General features: G+C 67.7%; 12 protein-coding genes. 6 read left to right on the forward strand and 6 right to left on the reverse strand.

Going from position 1 to position 15,280, the window contains the following annotated elements:
• Window positions 1–73: 73 nt before the first annotated feature.
• Genes EO156_RS21830 through EO156_RS21855 form a run of 6 tightly spaced genes read left to right on the forward strand, consistent with a single transcriptional unit; the run spans window position 74 to window position 7,955 of the window.
• A complete protein-coding gene (locus EO156_RS21830) occupies window positions 74–1,366 on the forward strand; it encodes an acyl-CoA dehydrogenase family protein (protein WP_029828116.1) in 1,293 nt (430 codons plus the stop codon).
• Window positions 1,363–2,823 (forward strand): LLM class flavin-dependent oxidoreductase, encoded by a 1,461-nt coding sequence (locus tag EO156_RS21835; protein WP_003487435.1) that lies wholly within the window; start codon window positions 1,363–1,365, stop codon window positions 2,821–2,823. Before EO156_RS21830 ends, EO156_RS21835 begins: the two co-directional genes overlap by 4 nt.
• Window positions 2,820–4,454 carry an ABC transporter substrate-binding protein gene (locus EO156_RS21840; RefSeq protein WP_029828118.1) on the forward strand — a complete coding sequence of 545 codons (1,635 nt, stop codon included), beginning with the start codon at window positions 2,820–2,822 and terminating at the stop codon, window positions 4,452–4,454. The genes EO156_RS21835 and EO156_RS21840 overlap by 4 nt, the downstream gene beginning before the upstream one ends.
• The gene (locus EO156_RS21845) at window positions 4,451–5,428 is read left to right on the forward strand and encodes an ABC transporter permease subunit (protein ID WP_005925814.1); all 978 of its coding nucleotides are present in this window, start codon (window positions 4,451–4,453) and stop codon (window positions 5,426–5,428) included. Before EO156_RS21840 ends, EO156_RS21845 begins: the two co-directional genes overlap by 4 nt.
• A complete protein-coding gene (locus tag EO156_RS21850; protein WP_003487441.1) occupies window positions 5,425–6,309 on the forward strand; it encodes an ABC transporter permease in 885 nt (294 codons plus the stop codon). Before EO156_RS21845 ends, EO156_RS21850 begins: the two co-directional genes overlap by 4 nt.
• A complete protein-coding gene (locus EO156_RS21855; RefSeq protein WP_015472548.1) occupies window positions 6,306–7,955 on the forward strand; it encodes an ABC transporter ATP-binding protein in 1,650 nt (549 codons plus the stop codon). The genes EO156_RS21850 and EO156_RS21855 overlap by 4 nt, the downstream gene beginning before the upstream one ends.
• Before the next feature lie 190 nt (window positions 7,956–8,145).
• Here the strand turns inward: EO156_RS21855 and EO156_RS21860 are convergent, their stop codons facing one another.
• The 6 genes from EO156_RS21860 to lptD form a co-directional block, all read right to left on the reverse strand.
• Window positions 8,146–9,090: a symmetrical bis(5'-nucleosyl)-tetraphosphatase gene (locus EO156_RS21860; RefSeq protein ID WP_003487447.1), complete on the reverse strand. Its 945-nt coding sequence runs from the start codon at window positions 9,088–9,090 to the stop codon at window positions 8,146–8,148.
• 28 nt (window positions 9,091–9,118) lie between these two features.
• Entirely contained in the window at window positions 9,119–9,502 is a 384-nt protein-coding gene (apaG, locus tag EO156_RS21865; RefSeq protein WP_003487449.1) for a Co2+/Mg2+ efflux protein ApaG, read from the reverse strand.
• Between the two features lie 36 nt (window positions 9,503–9,538).
• Window positions 9,539–10,327: a 16S rRNA (adenine(1518)-N(6)/adenine(1519)-N(6))-dimethyltransferase RsmA gene (gene rsmA, locus EO156_RS21870; RefSeq protein WP_003487450.1), complete on the reverse strand. Its 789-nt coding sequence runs from the start codon at window positions 10,325–10,327 to the stop codon at window positions 9,539–9,541.
• A gap of 117 nt (window positions 10,328–10,444) precedes the next feature.
• Complete coding sequence (gene pdxA, locus EO156_RS21875; protein WP_029828122.1) at window positions 10,445–11,416, reverse strand: 4-hydroxythreonine-4-phosphate dehydrogenase PdxA; 972 nt, start codon at window positions 11,414–11,416, stop codon at window positions 10,445–10,447.
• A 19-nt stretch (window positions 11,417–11,435) separates the two neighbouring features.
• On the reverse strand, window positions 11,436–12,827 hold the full coding sequence (locus tag EO156_RS21880) for a peptidylprolyl isomerase (protein ID WP_016850343.1): 1,392 nt from the start codon (window positions 12,825–12,827) through the stop codon (window positions 11,436–11,438).
• Window positions 12,824–15,277 (reverse strand): LPS-assembly protein LptD, encoded by a 2,454-nt coding sequence (gene lptD, locus EO156_RS21885; protein WP_016850344.1) that lies wholly within the window; start codon window positions 15,275–15,277, stop codon window positions 12,824–12,826. The genes EO156_RS21880 and lptD overlap by 4 nt, the downstream gene beginning before the upstream one ends.
• Window positions 15,278–15,280 lie beyond the last annotated feature (3 nt).

Consider the following 15,280-nt stretch of genomic DNA (forward strand, 5'->3'; position numbering starts at 1 on the left):
CCACGCGTTACGCCTGGGGCCGCACGCATCCCGGCAGCCCCTGGATCGCTATTCCCTACCTTTGGAGCTCCCCATGAATGCTCAAGCTGTCTTTCCCTCCGATACGTCGCCGCAGCTCGGCGCGCCGACCGATGCGGCGCTGGCGCAGCGCTTCGATCCGGTGTTTGCGCGCATCGCCGAGGGCGCACTGGCGCGCGAGCGCGAGCGCATCCTGGCTCATGAGCCGGTTGCCTGGCTGCGGGCGGCCGGCTTCGGCGCCGTGCGCGTGCCGCAGGCCCACGGCGGCCTCGGTGCGAGCCTGCCGCAGCTGTTGCGACTATTGGCCCGGCTCGGCGAAGCCGATTCCAATCTGCCGCAGATCCTGCGTGCGCATTTCGGCTTCGTGGAAGGCCTGTACGGCAGTACTGCAGACGATGCGGCGTTACGCGCGCGCTGGTTTCCGCGCGTGGCCGCCGGCGCGCTCTTCGGGGCGGCCATGGCCGAGCGCGGCCCGGCCACCGAGAACACGCTGACGCTGCGTCGCGACGGGGCGCATTGGCAGCTGGATGGCGAGAAGTTCTATTCCACCGGCACGCTCTACGCCGACTGGATCCTGGCGGCCGCCGTGGACGGTGGCGACCAGCTCGCGCTCGCGGTGCCTGCCGATGCTCAGGGGGTGACGCGGATCGACGATTGGGACGGCTTCGGCCAGCGCCTGACCGGCAGCGGCAGCACCCATTTCAGGGCGGTGCGGCTGCAGGACGAGCGTGTGCTGCACCGGCATCCCGCCGGGCAGGCGCGGCCGGACAACTATCTCACCGCGTTCTACCAGAGCGTGCACCTGGCGACCTTGACCGGGATCGCGCGTGCGGTGCTGCGCGATGGCGTGGAATTCGTGCGCGCCCGCACCCGCGTATTCGGCGTGCCCGGGCAAACGCGGCCGGCCGACGATCCACTGGTGCAGCGGGTGGTCGGCCGCTTGTCGAGCCTGGCCTTCGCTGCAGACGCGGTGGTGGAGCAGGTCGGCGTCTCGTTGCAGCAGGCCCACCTCGCGCATCATGCCGGCACCGCGTCAGAGGCCGATTACATCGCCGCCGATCTGGCCGCCTATCACGGCCAGCAGGTGGTGTTGCCACTGGTGCTGGAGGCCAGCACGCTGGTCTTCGAGGTCGGTGGCGCCTCGGCGACCGCGCGTGAGCGTGCGCTGGACCGGCATTGGCGCAACGCGCGCACCATTGCCTCGCATAACCCGGCGATCCTGCGCGAACGTGCGCTTGGCGACTGGCGATTGAACGGTCGTCGTCCACGCGAGGCGTGGTTCGCCGGCACCACATCCCAGAGTGCGGCCGGCGCAGATGCGAGCGTGTCGACGGGAGCGACTGCATGAGCGGCAATGCCGACCCCAAACAATTGCACGTCAACCTGTTCGAAATGAACTGCGTCAGTCACATCGTGCACGGCATGTGGGCGCATCCGGACAACAACCGGCACCGGTTCAACGATCTGGAGTACTGGACCGAACTGGCACAGCTGCTGGAATACGGCACCTTCGACGGCATCTTTCTGGCCGATGTGATCGGCGCCTACGACAGCTTCGGGCACGGTGCGAAGGCCGCGCTGGAAGAGGCGGTGCAGATTCCCAGCAACGATCCGCTGCTGTTGATCCCGGCGATGGCGCAGGTGACCAGGCATCTGGGCTTCGGCGCGACCTTCTCCACCACCTACGAGCCGCCGTTCGCGTTCGCACGGCGCATGAGCACCCTCGATCACCTGACCCGCGGCCGGGTCGGCTGGAACATCGTGACCTCCTACCTGCCCAATGCGGCACGCAACTTCGGCCTGGAAGGCGAGGTGCCGCACGATCAACGCTACGAGATCGCCGATGAATATCTGGACGTGCTGTACAAGCTGTGGGAAGGCTCGTGGGACGACGATGCGGTGATCCAGGACCGTGAGCGGCGCATCTACACCGATCCGTCCAAGGTGCGCCAGATCGATCACCACGGCGCCTACTTCAAGGTCGCCGGCCCGCATCTGAGCCAGCCCTCGCCACAGCGCACGCCGCTGCTGTTCCAGGCTTCCGGCTCGGCGGCCGGGTTGGAATTCGCCGCGCGGCATGCCGAAGTGGTGTTCACCGGCGGGCTGACCGCCGCCGACGTGCGCGCCAATATCGCCAAGACCCGCGCGCGCGTGGAAGCGCAGGGGCGCGATCCGCGCGCGATCCGGTTCGTGGTGCAGGCCGGGGTGATCGTCGGCCGGACCGATGCAGAGGTCGCGGCCAAACTCGACAGCTACCGCGCGCTGATGAGCGTGCGCGGCGGCCTGGTGCACGCGCAGTCGGACATCGATCTGCTTGCCTATCCTCGCGATCTGGTAATCGGCGAAATCGTCGGCGGGCGCGGCAAGGGCAGCGCCAGCGGGATCGGCCGTGGCGTATTGGCCGGCTTCGACCCGCAGTGGACGGTCGGACAGGTGCTGACGCGGCTGGAGGCGTTCGACCGCGAGCGGTATTTCGTTGCCGGCACGCCGACCGGCGTGGCCGACACCATCGAGCGCTGGCTCGACGAAGACGACATCGACGGCATCAACCTGCGCCAGTATCTGTCGTTCGAGACCGCACGCGATTTCATCGAACTGGTGGTGCCGGAACTGCGCCGGCGCGGTCGCTTCCGCCAGACGTATCGCGATGGCGAGACGCTGCGCGAACGGCTGTTCGGCGCAGGCCAGGCACGCTTGCCGGACGATCATTTCGGTGCGCGTTATCGCGACCCCGCCAATCTCAAGGTGCCACCGCCGCCGCTGCGGTTTCCGGCGCCGTTGGCGGCAGCCGGGAGCGGCGGATGAAGGCGGCGCTCGGCGTGGCGTTGGCGGTGCTGGCACTGGCCGGCTGTCGCCAGCAACCCGCGGCGTCGGCGGGTGCCGCCGGCACCGCTCCGCGCCAGGGCGGCACGCTGATCTACGCCACCGACCGCGAGCCCACCTGCCTGGACCCGCATGTGCAGGGAGACATGCCGCAGGTGTTCGTGGCCCGCCAATACCTCGATTCTCTGGTATCGATGGATGCGCGGGGCCGGATCGGGCCGTGGCTGGCGCGCAGTTGGGAGGTCTCCGCCGACGGGACCGCCTACACCTTCCACCTGCGCGAGGACGTGCGCTTCAGCGACGGCACGCCGTTCACCGCCGAAGCGCTCAAGGCCAACCTGGACCACATCGCCGATCCGCATACCCAGTCCAGCACCGCCGGCGGCTACATCCGCCAGTACCGCCGCACCGAGATCGTCGATACGCATACCGCAATCGTGCATCTCGACAGTGCGTACGCGGCATTTCTGGAAGTCATGGCGCAGGGGTTTCTCGGCTTGCAGTCGCCGGCCGCGCTGGCCCGTTCGCGCGAGCAGAACTGTCAGCAGCCGGTCGGCTCCGGGCCGTTCAAGGTGGAGCGCTGGGACCGCCAGAACCAGCTGGTGCTGGTGCGCAATCCGGAGTATGCCTGGGCGCCGCCGACCGCCCGCCACAACGGCCCGGCCTATCTGGATCGGGTGGTGTGGAAATTCATCGCCGAACCGTCGGTGCGCTTCGCCTCGTTGCAGGCTGGCGAGGTCGATGTCATCGACACCCTGCCGCCCGAAGCGCACGCGCCGGCGCGCATCAATCCCGAGCTCTCGCTATTGGTCGCCAATCGGCCCGGCAACCCCACCAACGGCACGCTCAACCTGACCCGCGCGCCGTTCGACGATATCCGCGTGCGTGAGGCCTTCCTGCGCTCGGCCGATGTCGAGGGCGCCTTGCAGAGCGTGTTCTTCGGCGAATTCGCGCGCGCCGGCGGCCCGCTCAGTCCCGGCACGCCGTTCTACAGCGCCGACTTCGAACACGCCGCCGACTACGACCCGGCACGCGCCAACCGCCTGCTCGATCAGGCCGGCTGGACCCGGCGCGATGGCGCCGGTTACCGCAGCAAGAACGGCCGCCGCCTGAGCGTGGATGTGCTGATGCGCAGCCAGACCTGGCCGGCCGAACAGACGCTGTGGGAGCAGGTGCAGGCCACCGCGCGCGGCACCGGTTTCGAGGTACGGCTGCACCTGCTCAGCGACGCGCTCTTGCAGCAGCGCCAGGCAGCCTGGGACTACGACGTGCGCGTGGGCTACTGGAACACCAATACCGCCGACGTGCTGCGGATCATCTTCGGCTCGCAATTCCTGGCCCCGGTCGGCGGCAAGGGCGGCTTCCACCAGAATGGAGCAGGCTTTGCGGATGCGCAGTTCGATGCGGTGGTGGCGCAGGCGCTGGCCACCCAGGACCCGCAGCAGCGTGCGCAGCTCTACCACCAGGCCCAGCGCATCGCGTCCGGCCAGTTCCTGCAACTCACCACCTATCCGCAGAGCACGCGGCTGGGTGTCTACAAGACCGCGCACGGCGTGGCGCTGGAGCCAGCGCTGCAGGTCACCACGCTGTACGACGCCTGGGTGAGCAAATGAACGCGATTGCGAGCGAGAGACTCCGCCATGCCCCATGGCTGCGCCAGCTGCGCGCGCTGGCAACGCATCTGCTCGGTGCGGCGCTGGTGCTGTGGGCTGCGGCCACGTTGTTGTTCCTGGTGTTGCGGTTGATGCCGGGCGATCCGGCGCTGGCGATCCTGGGCGGCTCCAGCGCGAATCCAACCGCCGAGACGCTGGCCGCGGTACGCCGCGAGTACGGGCTCGACCAGCCATTGCTCCGGCAGTACGTGGCGCACCTGGGCCGGCTGGTGCAAGGCGACCTGGGCACCTCCTATTCCCAGCACCTGCCGGTGGTGCAGGTGCTGCGCGAGCAGGCCGGGGCGACCCTGCAGCTGACTGGCGCAGCCTTGCTGCTGGCCTGGCTGCTGGCGTTGGCGTCGGTGCTGCCGAGCGTGCGCCGCGGCTGGCGCGACCGGCTCTTTTCCACGCTCGAAACGGTGTCGGCCGCATTGCCGCAGTTCTGGCTCGGACTGGTGTTACTGGCCGTGTTCGCGTTCGGCCTGCGGGTGCTGCCGCCGGCCGGCAGCGATGGTCTGCGCAGCCTGATCCTGCCGGCACTGACGCTGGCGTTGCCGCTGGCCGGCTTCCTGGCGCAGGTCACCCGCGAGTCGATGGCGCTGGCGCTGGAACAGCCGTTCGTGTTGTCGGCGCGCACCCGCGGCCTGGGCGAGGGGGCCGTCCGCCTGCGTCACGCCCTGCGGCACGCCTTGCTGCCGGGGCTGAGTCTGTCCGGCTGGGCAATCGGCGCCACCATCAGCGGTGCGGTGGTCACCGAGGTGATCTTCTCGCGCAAAGGCGTTGGCCGGCAGCTGTTCTACGCGGTGCAGGCGCAGGATCTGCCGCTGGCGATGGGCATCGTGTTGTTCATCGCGGCGGTCTATGTGATCGCCAACCTGTCGATCGACGCCCTGCAGCGATTGGTCGATCCGCGTCTGTCCGGAGAGTCCCGATGAATACCGCAACGCTGTCTCGTGCGCTCCCTCCCTGCGCGCTGTGCGCGCGTGTCCGTGGCGCACTGCGCTGGCTGATCGCGCTGCCTCCCGGGCCCGCGTTGGCGGCTGCCTTTCTCAGCTTGCTGCTCGCGCTGGTGCTGGCGCCAGCCCTGTTCGCCGGCGCCGACCCGCTGGCGGTGGCGCCGCGGCAGGCGTTCCAGGCGCCGAGCTGGGCGCACTGGTTCGGCACCGATGCCTCCGGCCGCGATCTGTGGGCACGCGTGGTCTACGGCGCGCGTGAATCGCTGGCGATCGGCGTGGCCGCCACCGCCCTGGCGATGAGTGTGGCCATCGTCTTGGGGCTGGCCGCCGGGCTCGGCGGGCGGTTGCTCGATCGCTGCATCGGCGCTGCCTTGAACGTGCTGTTCGCGTTTCCGTCGCTGGTATTGGCCTTGCTGCTGGTCGCGGTGTTCGGGGCCGGGCTGGGGCCGGTGATCGTGGCCACCGGTCTGGGCTGTGCGCCCGGCTATGCACGCATGGTGCGTGCGCAGGTGCTGACGGTGCGCGGTTCCGGCTACGTGGAAGCGGCGCGCGTGCTTGGCCATGGGCCGTGGCGGATCGTGCTGCGGCACATCCTGCCCAATGCGATGCGGCCGCTGCTGGTCACGGTCACCCTGGGCGTGGGCCAGATCATCGTGTGGGCGTCGGCACTGAGTTTTCTCGGGCTGGGCAAGCCGCCACCGGCGGCGGAGTGGGGCACCCTGCTGTCGGTGGGGCGCGACTTCGTCGCCCTGGCCTGGTGGATGAGCTTCTTCCCCGGCGTGTTCATCGTGCTCACCACGCTGTCCACCAGCGTGCTCGGACGCTGGTTGCAGCGGCGTCTGGAAGGACGCAGCCCATGAGCACGCCGCTGCTGCGCGTGGATGGCCTCACCGTCACGTTCGCACGGCCCGGCCAGCCTGCGCTCACGGTGGTGCGCGAACTGTCCTTCAGCCTGGCGCCGGGGCGTGCGGTGGCCTTGGTCGGCGAATCCGGCTCGGGCAAGAGCGTCAGTGCGCGCAGCCTGGTCGGCCTGGCCGGTGCGCACGCGCAGGTCAGCGCGCGCGTGCTGGCGCATGCCGGCCGCGATCTGCGCGGCTACAGCGAGCGGCAATGGCAGGAGTTACGCGGCAAGGACATCGGCTTCGTTCTGCAGGACGCACTGGTATCGCTGGACCCGTTGCGCCCGGTCGGCCGCGAGATCGAGGAAGCATTGGCCGCACACGGCTGGGGCGATCGCGCACGCCGTCGCGAACGGGTGCTGGAGCTGCTGCAACAAGCCGGTGTGCCGGAACCGGCCTTGCGCGCACGCCAACGCCCGGACCAGCTTTCCGGCGGATTGCGCCAACGCGCGTTGATCGCCTCGGCGCTGGCCAACGCACCCGGCATTCTGATCGCCGACGAGCCGACCACCGCACTGGACGCCACCGTGCAGGTGCAGGTGCTGGCGGCCTTGCAGGCGATCAAGCGACGCGGTGGCGCATTGCTGGTCATCAGCCATGATCTGGCGCTGGTGGCGCAACTGGCCGACGAGGTGGTGGTACTGCGCCACGGCGAGGTGGTCGAGCAGGGGCCGATCGCGCAGGTGCTGCAGCGGCCGGCTCATGCCTATACGCGTGCGCTGCTCGCGGCAATTCCCGGCGGCCGCGGGCCGCGCGTTGCGACTGCCCTGGCCAGTGCAGAGCCCGCCAACGCACCGACACCGCCGTTGCTGGAGGTGCGCGGCTTGCGCAAGGCCTATCGCGGTCCGGATGGCGAGGCGCGTCTGGCTGTCGATGGGGTCGATCTGGTGTTGCAGGCCGGGCGCACGCTGGGGGTGGTCGGCGAATCCGGTTCCGGCAAAAGCAGCCTGGCACGGCTGATTCTGGGGCTGACCGAGGCGGATGCAGGCGAGGTACGGCTGAACGGCCGGCCCTGGATCGGCAGCGCCGCCGCACGCGTGTCCGAAGCGCAACGTCGGCCGTGGCGGCGTGCGATCAGTGCGGTCTACCAGGATCCGCTGAGTTCGTTCGACCCCCGCTGGACGGTGGCCCGCATTCTCGGCGACGCGCTGGATGCGGTCGGCCTGCCGCGTGCTGCACAGCGCGCCCGGATCGCCGAGCTGCTCGAACTGGTACGGCTCGGTACCGCGCTGGCCGACCGCTTCCCGCTGCAGCTCTCCGGTGGCCAGCGCCAGCGCGTGGCGATCGCGCGCGCCATCGCCACCGAGCCGCGCCTGATCGTCCTGGATGAAGCGGTGTCGGCACTCGACGTATCGGTCCAGGCGCAGGTGCTCGACCTGCTGGCCGATCTGCAGGCACACCTGGGGCTGGCCTACCTCTTCATCTCGCACGACCTCGGCGTGATCCGTCAGGTCAGTCACGACATCCTGGTGATGCGGCACGGACAGGTTCAGGAGGCGGGACCGGCCGAGCAGGTGTTCGCACAGCCGCGTGCGGCCTATACGCGTGCGTTGCTGGCGGCGATGCCGCGTCTGCCAGCGCCAGTCGACGCATTGCGGCAGGCCTGACAGGCGGCCGGCATTGCGTCCGGAGCGGCCCGGGCGACCGGCGCCGTTGCAACGTGCAACGCACAACGCACAACGCACAACGCGGCAGCTGCGGCCGCACCCGGCCGATAGGCGGTATCGCCTGCAAGCCGCCCAGCACTCCCGTGCCGGGCAGGCGGCGCGACGGCATAGCGCTCGCAAGAGCGCCGGATCAGCCGCCGGCTGGACCGGTCGATGCCGGTGTCGGAGCGGGCCCGGTCTGCGCTTGGTCGCCACCACGCTGCCGCTGCCGGCGACGCGGTTGCCGCGGGCGCTGCGCGGTTTTCGGCGGATGCGTGATCGGATTTCCCGGCACCTGCACCACCCGTAGTTCGTCGGTATCCAGCTGCAACGCGGTCAGCTTGCCGCCCCAGACCGCACCGGTATCGATCGCATGGACGCCCTGGGTGATCGTCAGGCCCAGCGCGGACCAATGCCCGCAGACGATCTTCAGGTCGCGCTCGACCCGTCCCGGCACTTCGAACCATGGATACAGGCCCTGCGCCTGCGTGCCCGGCGTGCCCTTGTCGTCGGTGGCGATGCGCCCACGCGGAGTGCAATAGCGCATGCGGGTGAACAGATTGATGATGGCGCGGCTACGGTCATAGCCGCTCAGGCCCGGCGACCAGCCGGGCTGATCGCCGTACATATTGCGCAGCAGCTTGCGATAGCCGCCGCCCTGCAGTTGCTGCTCGACCTCGCGTGCATGCTTTTCGGCCATCTGCGTGGTCCACTTCGGCGCCAGCCCGGCGTGGATCATCATCCAGCCCAGTTCGCGGTCCACGTGCGCCAGCTTCTGCATGCGTAGCCAGTCCAGCAGCGCATCGCGATCTTCGGCCATCACGATGCGCAGCAGATCCGGGTTGACCTTGCGCTGCTCTTCTTCCGAGCGCGCGCCGATCGCCAGCAGCGACAGGTCGTGATTGCCCAGCACCACCACGCTGTGCGCGCGCAAGGAATGCACCAGGCGCAGGGTTTCCAGCGATTGCCCGCCGCGGTTGACCAGATCGCCGCAGAACCACAGCGTGTCCTGGGCGGGGTCGAAATTGATCTTCTCCAGCAACCGCTGGGTGATGTCGTAGCACCCTTGCAGATCGCCGATGGCCCAGACACTCATTGCGCGCGCTCCCTCACTCCAGCTTCCATCAGTGCAGCGTCCTGGGCACGCTCAGCACGAAGGCGGCGATCGGGGCGATAAATTCGGTGCCATCGTCGGCCACCATGTCGTAGTGGCCTTGCATCTGTCCCTGCTCGGTCTCCAGCAGTACGCCAGAGGTGTAATGGAACGCTTCGCCCGGGCGCAGCCACGGCTGTTCGCCGACCACCCCTTCGCCATCCACCTGCTCGGTGCGTCCGTTGCCATCGGTGATCTGCCAATGGCGCGCGACCAGGCGCGCAGGCACCGCGCCCGCATTCTGGATGCGGATGCTGTAGGCAAAGGCATAGCGGCCTTCGTCAGGGGTGGATTGATGGGCGAGGAAGCGGGGCGATACCTCGACCTCGACCCGGTAGCGCGGATCATCTTGCATGGCGAAAGTCTAAATAAAACGGTGTGGGAACGGCGCTCAAGCCAGCTCGACATTGGCCAGCCGGATGAAATCGGCGACCTCAAGTTGTTCGGCGCGTGCATCCGGGCGCACCTGCGCAGCGTCGAAGTGGGCCGGTTCGCAAATGGCGGACAAGGCATTGCGCAGGGTCTTGCGGCGCTGCCCGAACCCGGCGCGCACCACATCGGCGAAGCGGCGGCGGTCGTTGATCAGCACCGTGGCCGGATCGCGCGGCACCAGCCGCACCACTGCCGAGTCCACCTTCGGCGGCGGCCGGAATGCGCCCGGCGGCACTACGAACAGCGCAGTCACCTCGCAATACGCCTGCAGCATCACGCTCAACCGTCCGTACACCTTGCTGCCGGGGCCGGCGGCCATGCGGTCGACCACTTCCTTTTGCAGCATGAAGTGCATGTCGGCCACGGCAGCGGCATGGTCCAGCGCATGGAACAGGATCGGCGAGGAAATGTTGTAGGGCAGGTTGCCGACCAGGCGGATCGGCGTGCCATCGGCCAGTGCAGTGAAATCCACGCTGAGCACATCGCGGTGGATGATGCGCAATGCGCCGATCGGTGCCGCGGCTTCGGTCAACGGCGCGATCAGGTCGCGATCGAATTCGATGACGGTCAGCGCGCCATGCTTGCGCAGCAACGGAAAGGTGATGGCACCCTGGCCCGGGCCGATCTCGACCAGATGCTGGCCGGCGCGCGGGTCTACCGCCTGCACGATGCGGTCGATGTAATACCGGTCGGCAAGAAAGTGCTGGCCAAGCGACTTCTTGGCCGGTGCGCTGAAAGAAGAATTCATCTGCGCAGTTTAACGGAGGCCGCGCCTGCACGCGGTGTCGTTTGCGCGCGCACCGCGCTTGGCGGATAGGCGGCGTGCATCATGCGGCATGCCCGCAGCGAGCAGGCACGCGTGGTTTTAGCGGCGCGCCGCCAATCGCGCGCACAACGCAGTGGCCGCCATCAGGCTGGAGGGGTCCGCGATTCCGCGGCCGGCCAGTTCCAGCGCAGTCCCGTGATCCACCGCCACGCGCGGGTAGGGCAGGCCCAGGGTGATATTCACCGCCTGCTCGAAGCCGCTGTACTTGAGCACCGGCAGGCCTTGGTCGTGATACATCGCCACCACCGCGTCGAAATCACGCAGTTTCTGCGGCAAGAAGGCGGTATCCGCCGGCAGCGGGCCGATCAGCTGCATGCCCTCGCCGCGCAGTTGCTCCAGCGCCGGAATGACGATATCCAGTTCCTCGCGGCCCAGGTGACCGTCTTCGCCGGCATGCGGGTTGAGGCCGAGCACGGCGATGCGCGGGTGCTCCAGGCCGAAGTCGCGCTGCATCGCCGCATGGGTGATGCGCAGACACTGCAGCAGGGCATCGGCGGTGATCGCATCGGCCACCGCACGCAGCGGCAGATGGGTCGTCACCAGCGCGACGCGCACGATGCTGTTGGCCAGCATCATCACCACCGGGCAACCGGCTTGTTCGGCCAGCAGTTCGGTGGTGCCGGTGTAGGCAATGCCGCCGGCGTTGATCGCTGCCTTGTGCACCGGGCCAGTGACGATTCCCTGCAGGCGGCCGGCGAGGCAGTCGGCCGCGGCGCTGCGCAGGCCGGCGATCACCGCTGCGGCATTGGCTGGGTCAGGGGCGCCGAAGCGCGTGGCCACGGCTTGGCGAATGGGATGCAGCGGCAGGTCGCCGGGCGCGCGTGCGGGCTGGTCGGGCTCGAGCAGCCGCACGGGCAACGACAGCGCCGTTGCGGCGCTGTGCAGGGTATCTGGGTCGGCGTAGGCAATCAGATGCGCGTCCGAGCGCGGCTGCTGGGCAAGCCGGACGCAGAGTTCCGGCCCGATTCCGGCCGGCTCGCCTGGCACCAGCGCGAGCGACGGGACCATCATGCGATCCGGGCGCCCGCCCTCAGCGCGTCGGCTTTGCCGGCGGCGGCGAGGGCGCTGCAGGGTCTGGCGATTTGGCTGGAGCGGCAGTGGCGTTGTCATCGGCGCGGTCGCCGGTGCGGTAGCTCACATACGCTTCGCCACGCAGTTCCTGCAGATAGCGGTTGTACTCTTCTTCCAGCTTGCGGCGACCGATGGTTTCGCGCACCTGCGCGCGCTGATTCTCGGCGCTGACGTCGGTCTGGCGGCTGCCGACGCGCTGCACGATGTGCCAGCCCGCCTGGGTACGGAACGGCTCGGAGACCGCGCCGTCGGTCAAGCTTTCGACCTGCTTGCCGAAGTCCGGGCCGAACGCGTCGGCTGGGAACCAGCCCAGATCGCCACCCTGGCCGCGGCTGTTGGTGTCCTCCGAGGACTCCTTGGCCGTCGCCTGGAAATCGGCGCCACCGACGATGCGTGCGCGAATCGTATCGATCTTGGCCTTGGCCTGCGCCTCGCTTTGGTTGTCGCCGATCCGCACCAGGATGTGGCGTGCGTGGTACTCGGTGACCATCTTCTTTTCGCCGCCGGCATTGGCGTCGCGCATTTCCACCAGCTTGAGCAACTGGAAGCCGCTCGGGCCGCGCAGCGGTCCGGCCACCTGGCCAGGCTGCATGTCGCGGATCAGCTGCGCGAATGCGTTGGGAATTTCATCCAGGCTGCGCCAGCCCAGATCGCCACCTTCCAGCGCATTGGGGCTATCGGAATAACGCACCGCAGCGGCCGAAAAATCCAGCTCGCCCTTGTCGATCAAGGCTTTGACGCCATCCACCTTCTTCTGGCCGGTGGCGATCTGCTCGGCATTTGCGCCTTCCGGCAAGCCGATCAGGATGTGCGCCAGGTGGTACTGGCTACCGGTGGCGGCCTGTTGGGCCAGCGCGGTATCCACCTCGCCTTCGCTCACGCTGATGCGGCTCTGCGCGAAGCTCTGGCGCAGGCGCTGCACGATGATCTCGTCGCGCACCGATGCGCGGAAATCGGCGTAGCCCATGCCGTCGGCCGCCAGCTTCTGGCGCAAGCCATCCACGGTCGTGCCGTTCTGCTGGGCGATGCTAGCGATGGCGCGGTTGAGCTCCTCGTCGCTGACGCGGATACCGTTGCCATCGGCGCGGCTGACCTGCAACTTGACCAGCACCAAGCGCTCAAGGACCTGGCGCTGCAGCACATCGTCTGGCGGCAGCTGGTTTTCGCGACCGGCGTACTGCGACTTGACGTTGCGTACGGCGCGATCGAGCTCGCTCTGCAGCACCACGTCTTCGTCGACGATGGCAGCGATGCGATCCAGCGGCTGGGATTGCTGTGCCGAGGCCAACGGCGAAACCGTGCTGGTGATGGCCAGCAGCGAGGCGAGAACAACAGAGAAAGGCTTGGTCATGGAATCAGGTTCGGATCGTAATCGTCCGGATTGGTCGTGGTGTTGCTGGGCGGGACCAGGTAGAGGTCGTCGCGGTAATAGCCGAGAATAGCACGGCGCAAAGTGCGGTCCGTGTTCTGCCCGAACGAGCTCAAGCCCTTCAGCACGAACTCTATCTGGATCGAGTTGTCCATCTCGCCATCGCGGTTGCGCACGAATCGGCGCACCAGTCCGCGTACCGCCAGGCAGCAGCTGTCCCATTGCACGCCACCGATGATTTCCAGCGGCTTGCGGTCCAGCAGCGAGTAGTAATACCGACCGACCGCGCTCCAGCTGGGGTTGATCGGGTAGAGGAAGGAGAAATCGGCCTGTTTGAGCTGGTCGCTGTTGTCGGTGAGGTTGCGACGGTAGCGATACGCCAGGTTGATGATGCCGTCGTTGTTGAGCAGATAGCGCGTGCGCAGGCTGGCCAGATCTTCCTTGCGCGAGTTCGGGTTCCACTGGTAGGTGGCGCCCATCGACCAGCGGTCGTTGATCATGTAGTTGGCGTCGGCCACCCAGGCCGACTTGCCCTGCTCGACGGTCTGCTCGCTGCCGGCCGCCGAGTTGTTGCTGTTGTTGATGGTCACCAGCGAGTCGCTGAAGTACAGGATTTGGCCCGCGCTCAGCGAGAGCTTTTCGCGGCCATCGTCCTGGCGCAGCCAACGCGAGGTCACCGCCAGGGTCAGCTGGTTGGCATCGTTCTGGCGGTCGGCACCGGTGTAGCGGGTGTCGCGGAACAGCTGGCCGTAGCTGAAGGTGAACGGACGGGTGTCGAACACCGGCAGATCGTCCTGGTCGCGGTATGGCACGTACAGGTAGTACATGCGCGGCTCCAACGTATTGAGATAGTTGGTGCCGAACAGCGAGGTTTCGCGATCGAAATACAGGCCGGCGTCCAGCGAGGCGATCGGCAGGCTGCGCGACGGGGTGCGATTGCCGGTCAGCGGTGCGGTGTTGGCAAGCGTGGAATCCAGTTGGTACGCGGTGTAGCGCCATGCCACGGTGGGCGTCAGGAACCACGCTGCGCCCGACAGCGGCATCGAGATATACGGCTTGACGTCCAGGCGCGCGCCGCTGCCATATTCCTTGTTGCGGATATTGGTACGGACGTACTCGTCGTTATCGTCGCGGTTGTTTGTGTCGCCTGGAGCGCTGGGGCTCGGAGGCTGGACGAAGTAGGAGTCGTCATGGGTGAAACGCACGGCTTCGGCGTAGACGCCCGCCTCGAAAATGCCAAACGGCTTTTCCCAGGTGAAATACGCGCGCGGCTGCCGGTTATAGGGCAGGGCCTGCTCGTCCAGCGTGTAGTCGGTGAGCTGCCAACGGTCGGCCATCAGGCCTGCGGTCCAGGTTTCGCCGGTGCCGTAGATGCCCACGGTGCTTTGCAGACTGGAAGCCGAGCCCATGCCGTTCAGACGGCTGGTGAAATCTTCGACGTAGCGCGTGTCGCTGACCCAGGAGATGCTGCTGCGCGCCTGCCAGTGGGTGTTGACGTTGTGGTAGCCGCTGTAGAACACGCTGCCGCGGTCCTTGTCGCGCAACTTGTCGTTGGGCAGGTAATTGCCGGTGACTTCGCCGCGACCGCCTTCGTACAGGTAACGGAATTCGGTGCCGAACATGAAACCGCGCTTGCTCATGTAGCGCGGCAGCAACGTGGCGTCGTAGTTCGGCGCCAGGTTCAGATAGATCGGCTGCAGGTAATCGAAGCCGTTGCGACCGGACAACCCGAATTGCGGAAACAGCAGGCCGGTCTGCCGCCGGTCGTCGATGGGGAACTTGAACCACGGGAAGTACAGCACCGGCACCTTGCCGATCTGCAGCACCGCGTTGCGTGCAGTGCCGAAACCTTCTTCGTTGTCGACGTCGATCTCGGGCGCGCGAACGCGCCAGATCGGCTGCGAGGGGTCGCAGGTGGTGTACGTGGATCGATGCATTTGCCCGACCTGGCCCTGCATGTCCACCGATTCGGCGTCGCCATTGCCGCGGCGCTCCACCAACTGGTACTGGATGTTGGTGACCTTGTGGGTGTCGGTATCCTGATTGCCTTCGGCGCGGTCGGCGACCATGCGGAAAGAGGTGTCCTGGTAGCGGACATTGCCTTCGGCGATGTAGTTGCCCGTTTCGGTGTCCATGCGCAGGTTGTCGGCACCCAGGAACTGGTCGCCGCGCTTCAACGCAACATTGCCTTGGTATTGCGGGGTGGTGCTGGTGCCGGAGAGCTGGTCGCCTTCGATGTCGGTCGGCAACTGCTGGCGCATTTCGGCCGCCTTGGGGTCGGCGGCAGGGGCGCCGTCGAAGCCGGGTAGCGGGTCTACGGCCGGGCACAGTCCCCAGTTCAACGGCTTGTCGGCAGCCATGGCCGGGAGGCAGATGGCGATGCTCAAAGGCAGGGGCAGCAGGCGGAGAGCTCGGCGCACGCGTGGGTTCAACCA

Origin of the sequence: Xanthomonas sp. DAR33341, from assembly GCF_003992815.1 — a bacterium.
Classification (GTDB): Bacteria; Pseudomonadota; Gammaproteobacteria; order Xanthomonadales; family Xanthomonadaceae; genus Xanthomonas; species Xanthomonas cissicola.

Bases quoted from the DNA above. Each gene is read 5' to 3' on its own strand.
- EO156_RS21830 (WP_029828116.1), top strand. From the start codon at position 74: ATGAATGCTCAAGCTGTCTTTCCCTCCGATACGTCGCCGCAGCTCGGC.
- EO156_RS21835 (WP_003487435.1), top strand. From the start codon at position 1,363: ATGAGCGGCAATGCCGACCCCAAACAATTGCACGTCAACCTGTTCGAA.
- EO156_RS21840 (WP_029828118.1), top strand. From the start codon at position 2,820: ATGAAGGCGGCGCTCGGCGTGGCGTTGGCGGTGCTGGCACTGGCCGGC.
- EO156_RS21845 (WP_005925814.1), top strand. From the start codon at position 4,451: ATGAACGCGATTGCGAGCGAGAGACTCCGCCATGCCCCATGGCTGCGC.
- EO156_RS21850 (WP_003487441.1), top strand. From the start codon at position 5,425: ATGAATACCGCAACGCTGTCTCGTGCGCTCCCTCCCTGCGCGCTGTGC.
- EO156_RS21855 (WP_015472548.1), top strand. From the start codon at position 6,306: ATGAGCACGCCGCTGCTGCGCGTGGATGGCCTCACCGTCACGTTCGCA.
- EO156_RS21860 (WP_003487447.1), bottom strand. From the start codon at position 9,090: ATGAGTGTCTGGGCCATCGGCGATCTGCAAGGGTGCTACGACATCACC.
- apaG (WP_003487449.1), bottom strand. From the start codon at position 9,502: ATGCAAGATGATCCGCGCTACCGGGTCGAGGTCGAGGTATCGCCCCGC.
- rsmA (WP_003487450.1), bottom strand. From the start codon at position 10,327: ATGAATTCTTCTTTCAGCGCACCGGCCAAGAAGTCGCTTGGCCAGCAC.
- pdxA (WP_029828122.1), bottom strand. From the start codon at position 11,416: ATGATGGTCCCGTCGCTCGCGCTGGTGCCAGGCGAGCCGGCCGGAATC.
- EO156_RS21880 (WP_016850343.1), bottom strand. From the start codon at position 12,827: ATGACCAAGCCTTTCTCTGTTGTTCTCGCCTCGCTGCTGGCCATCACC.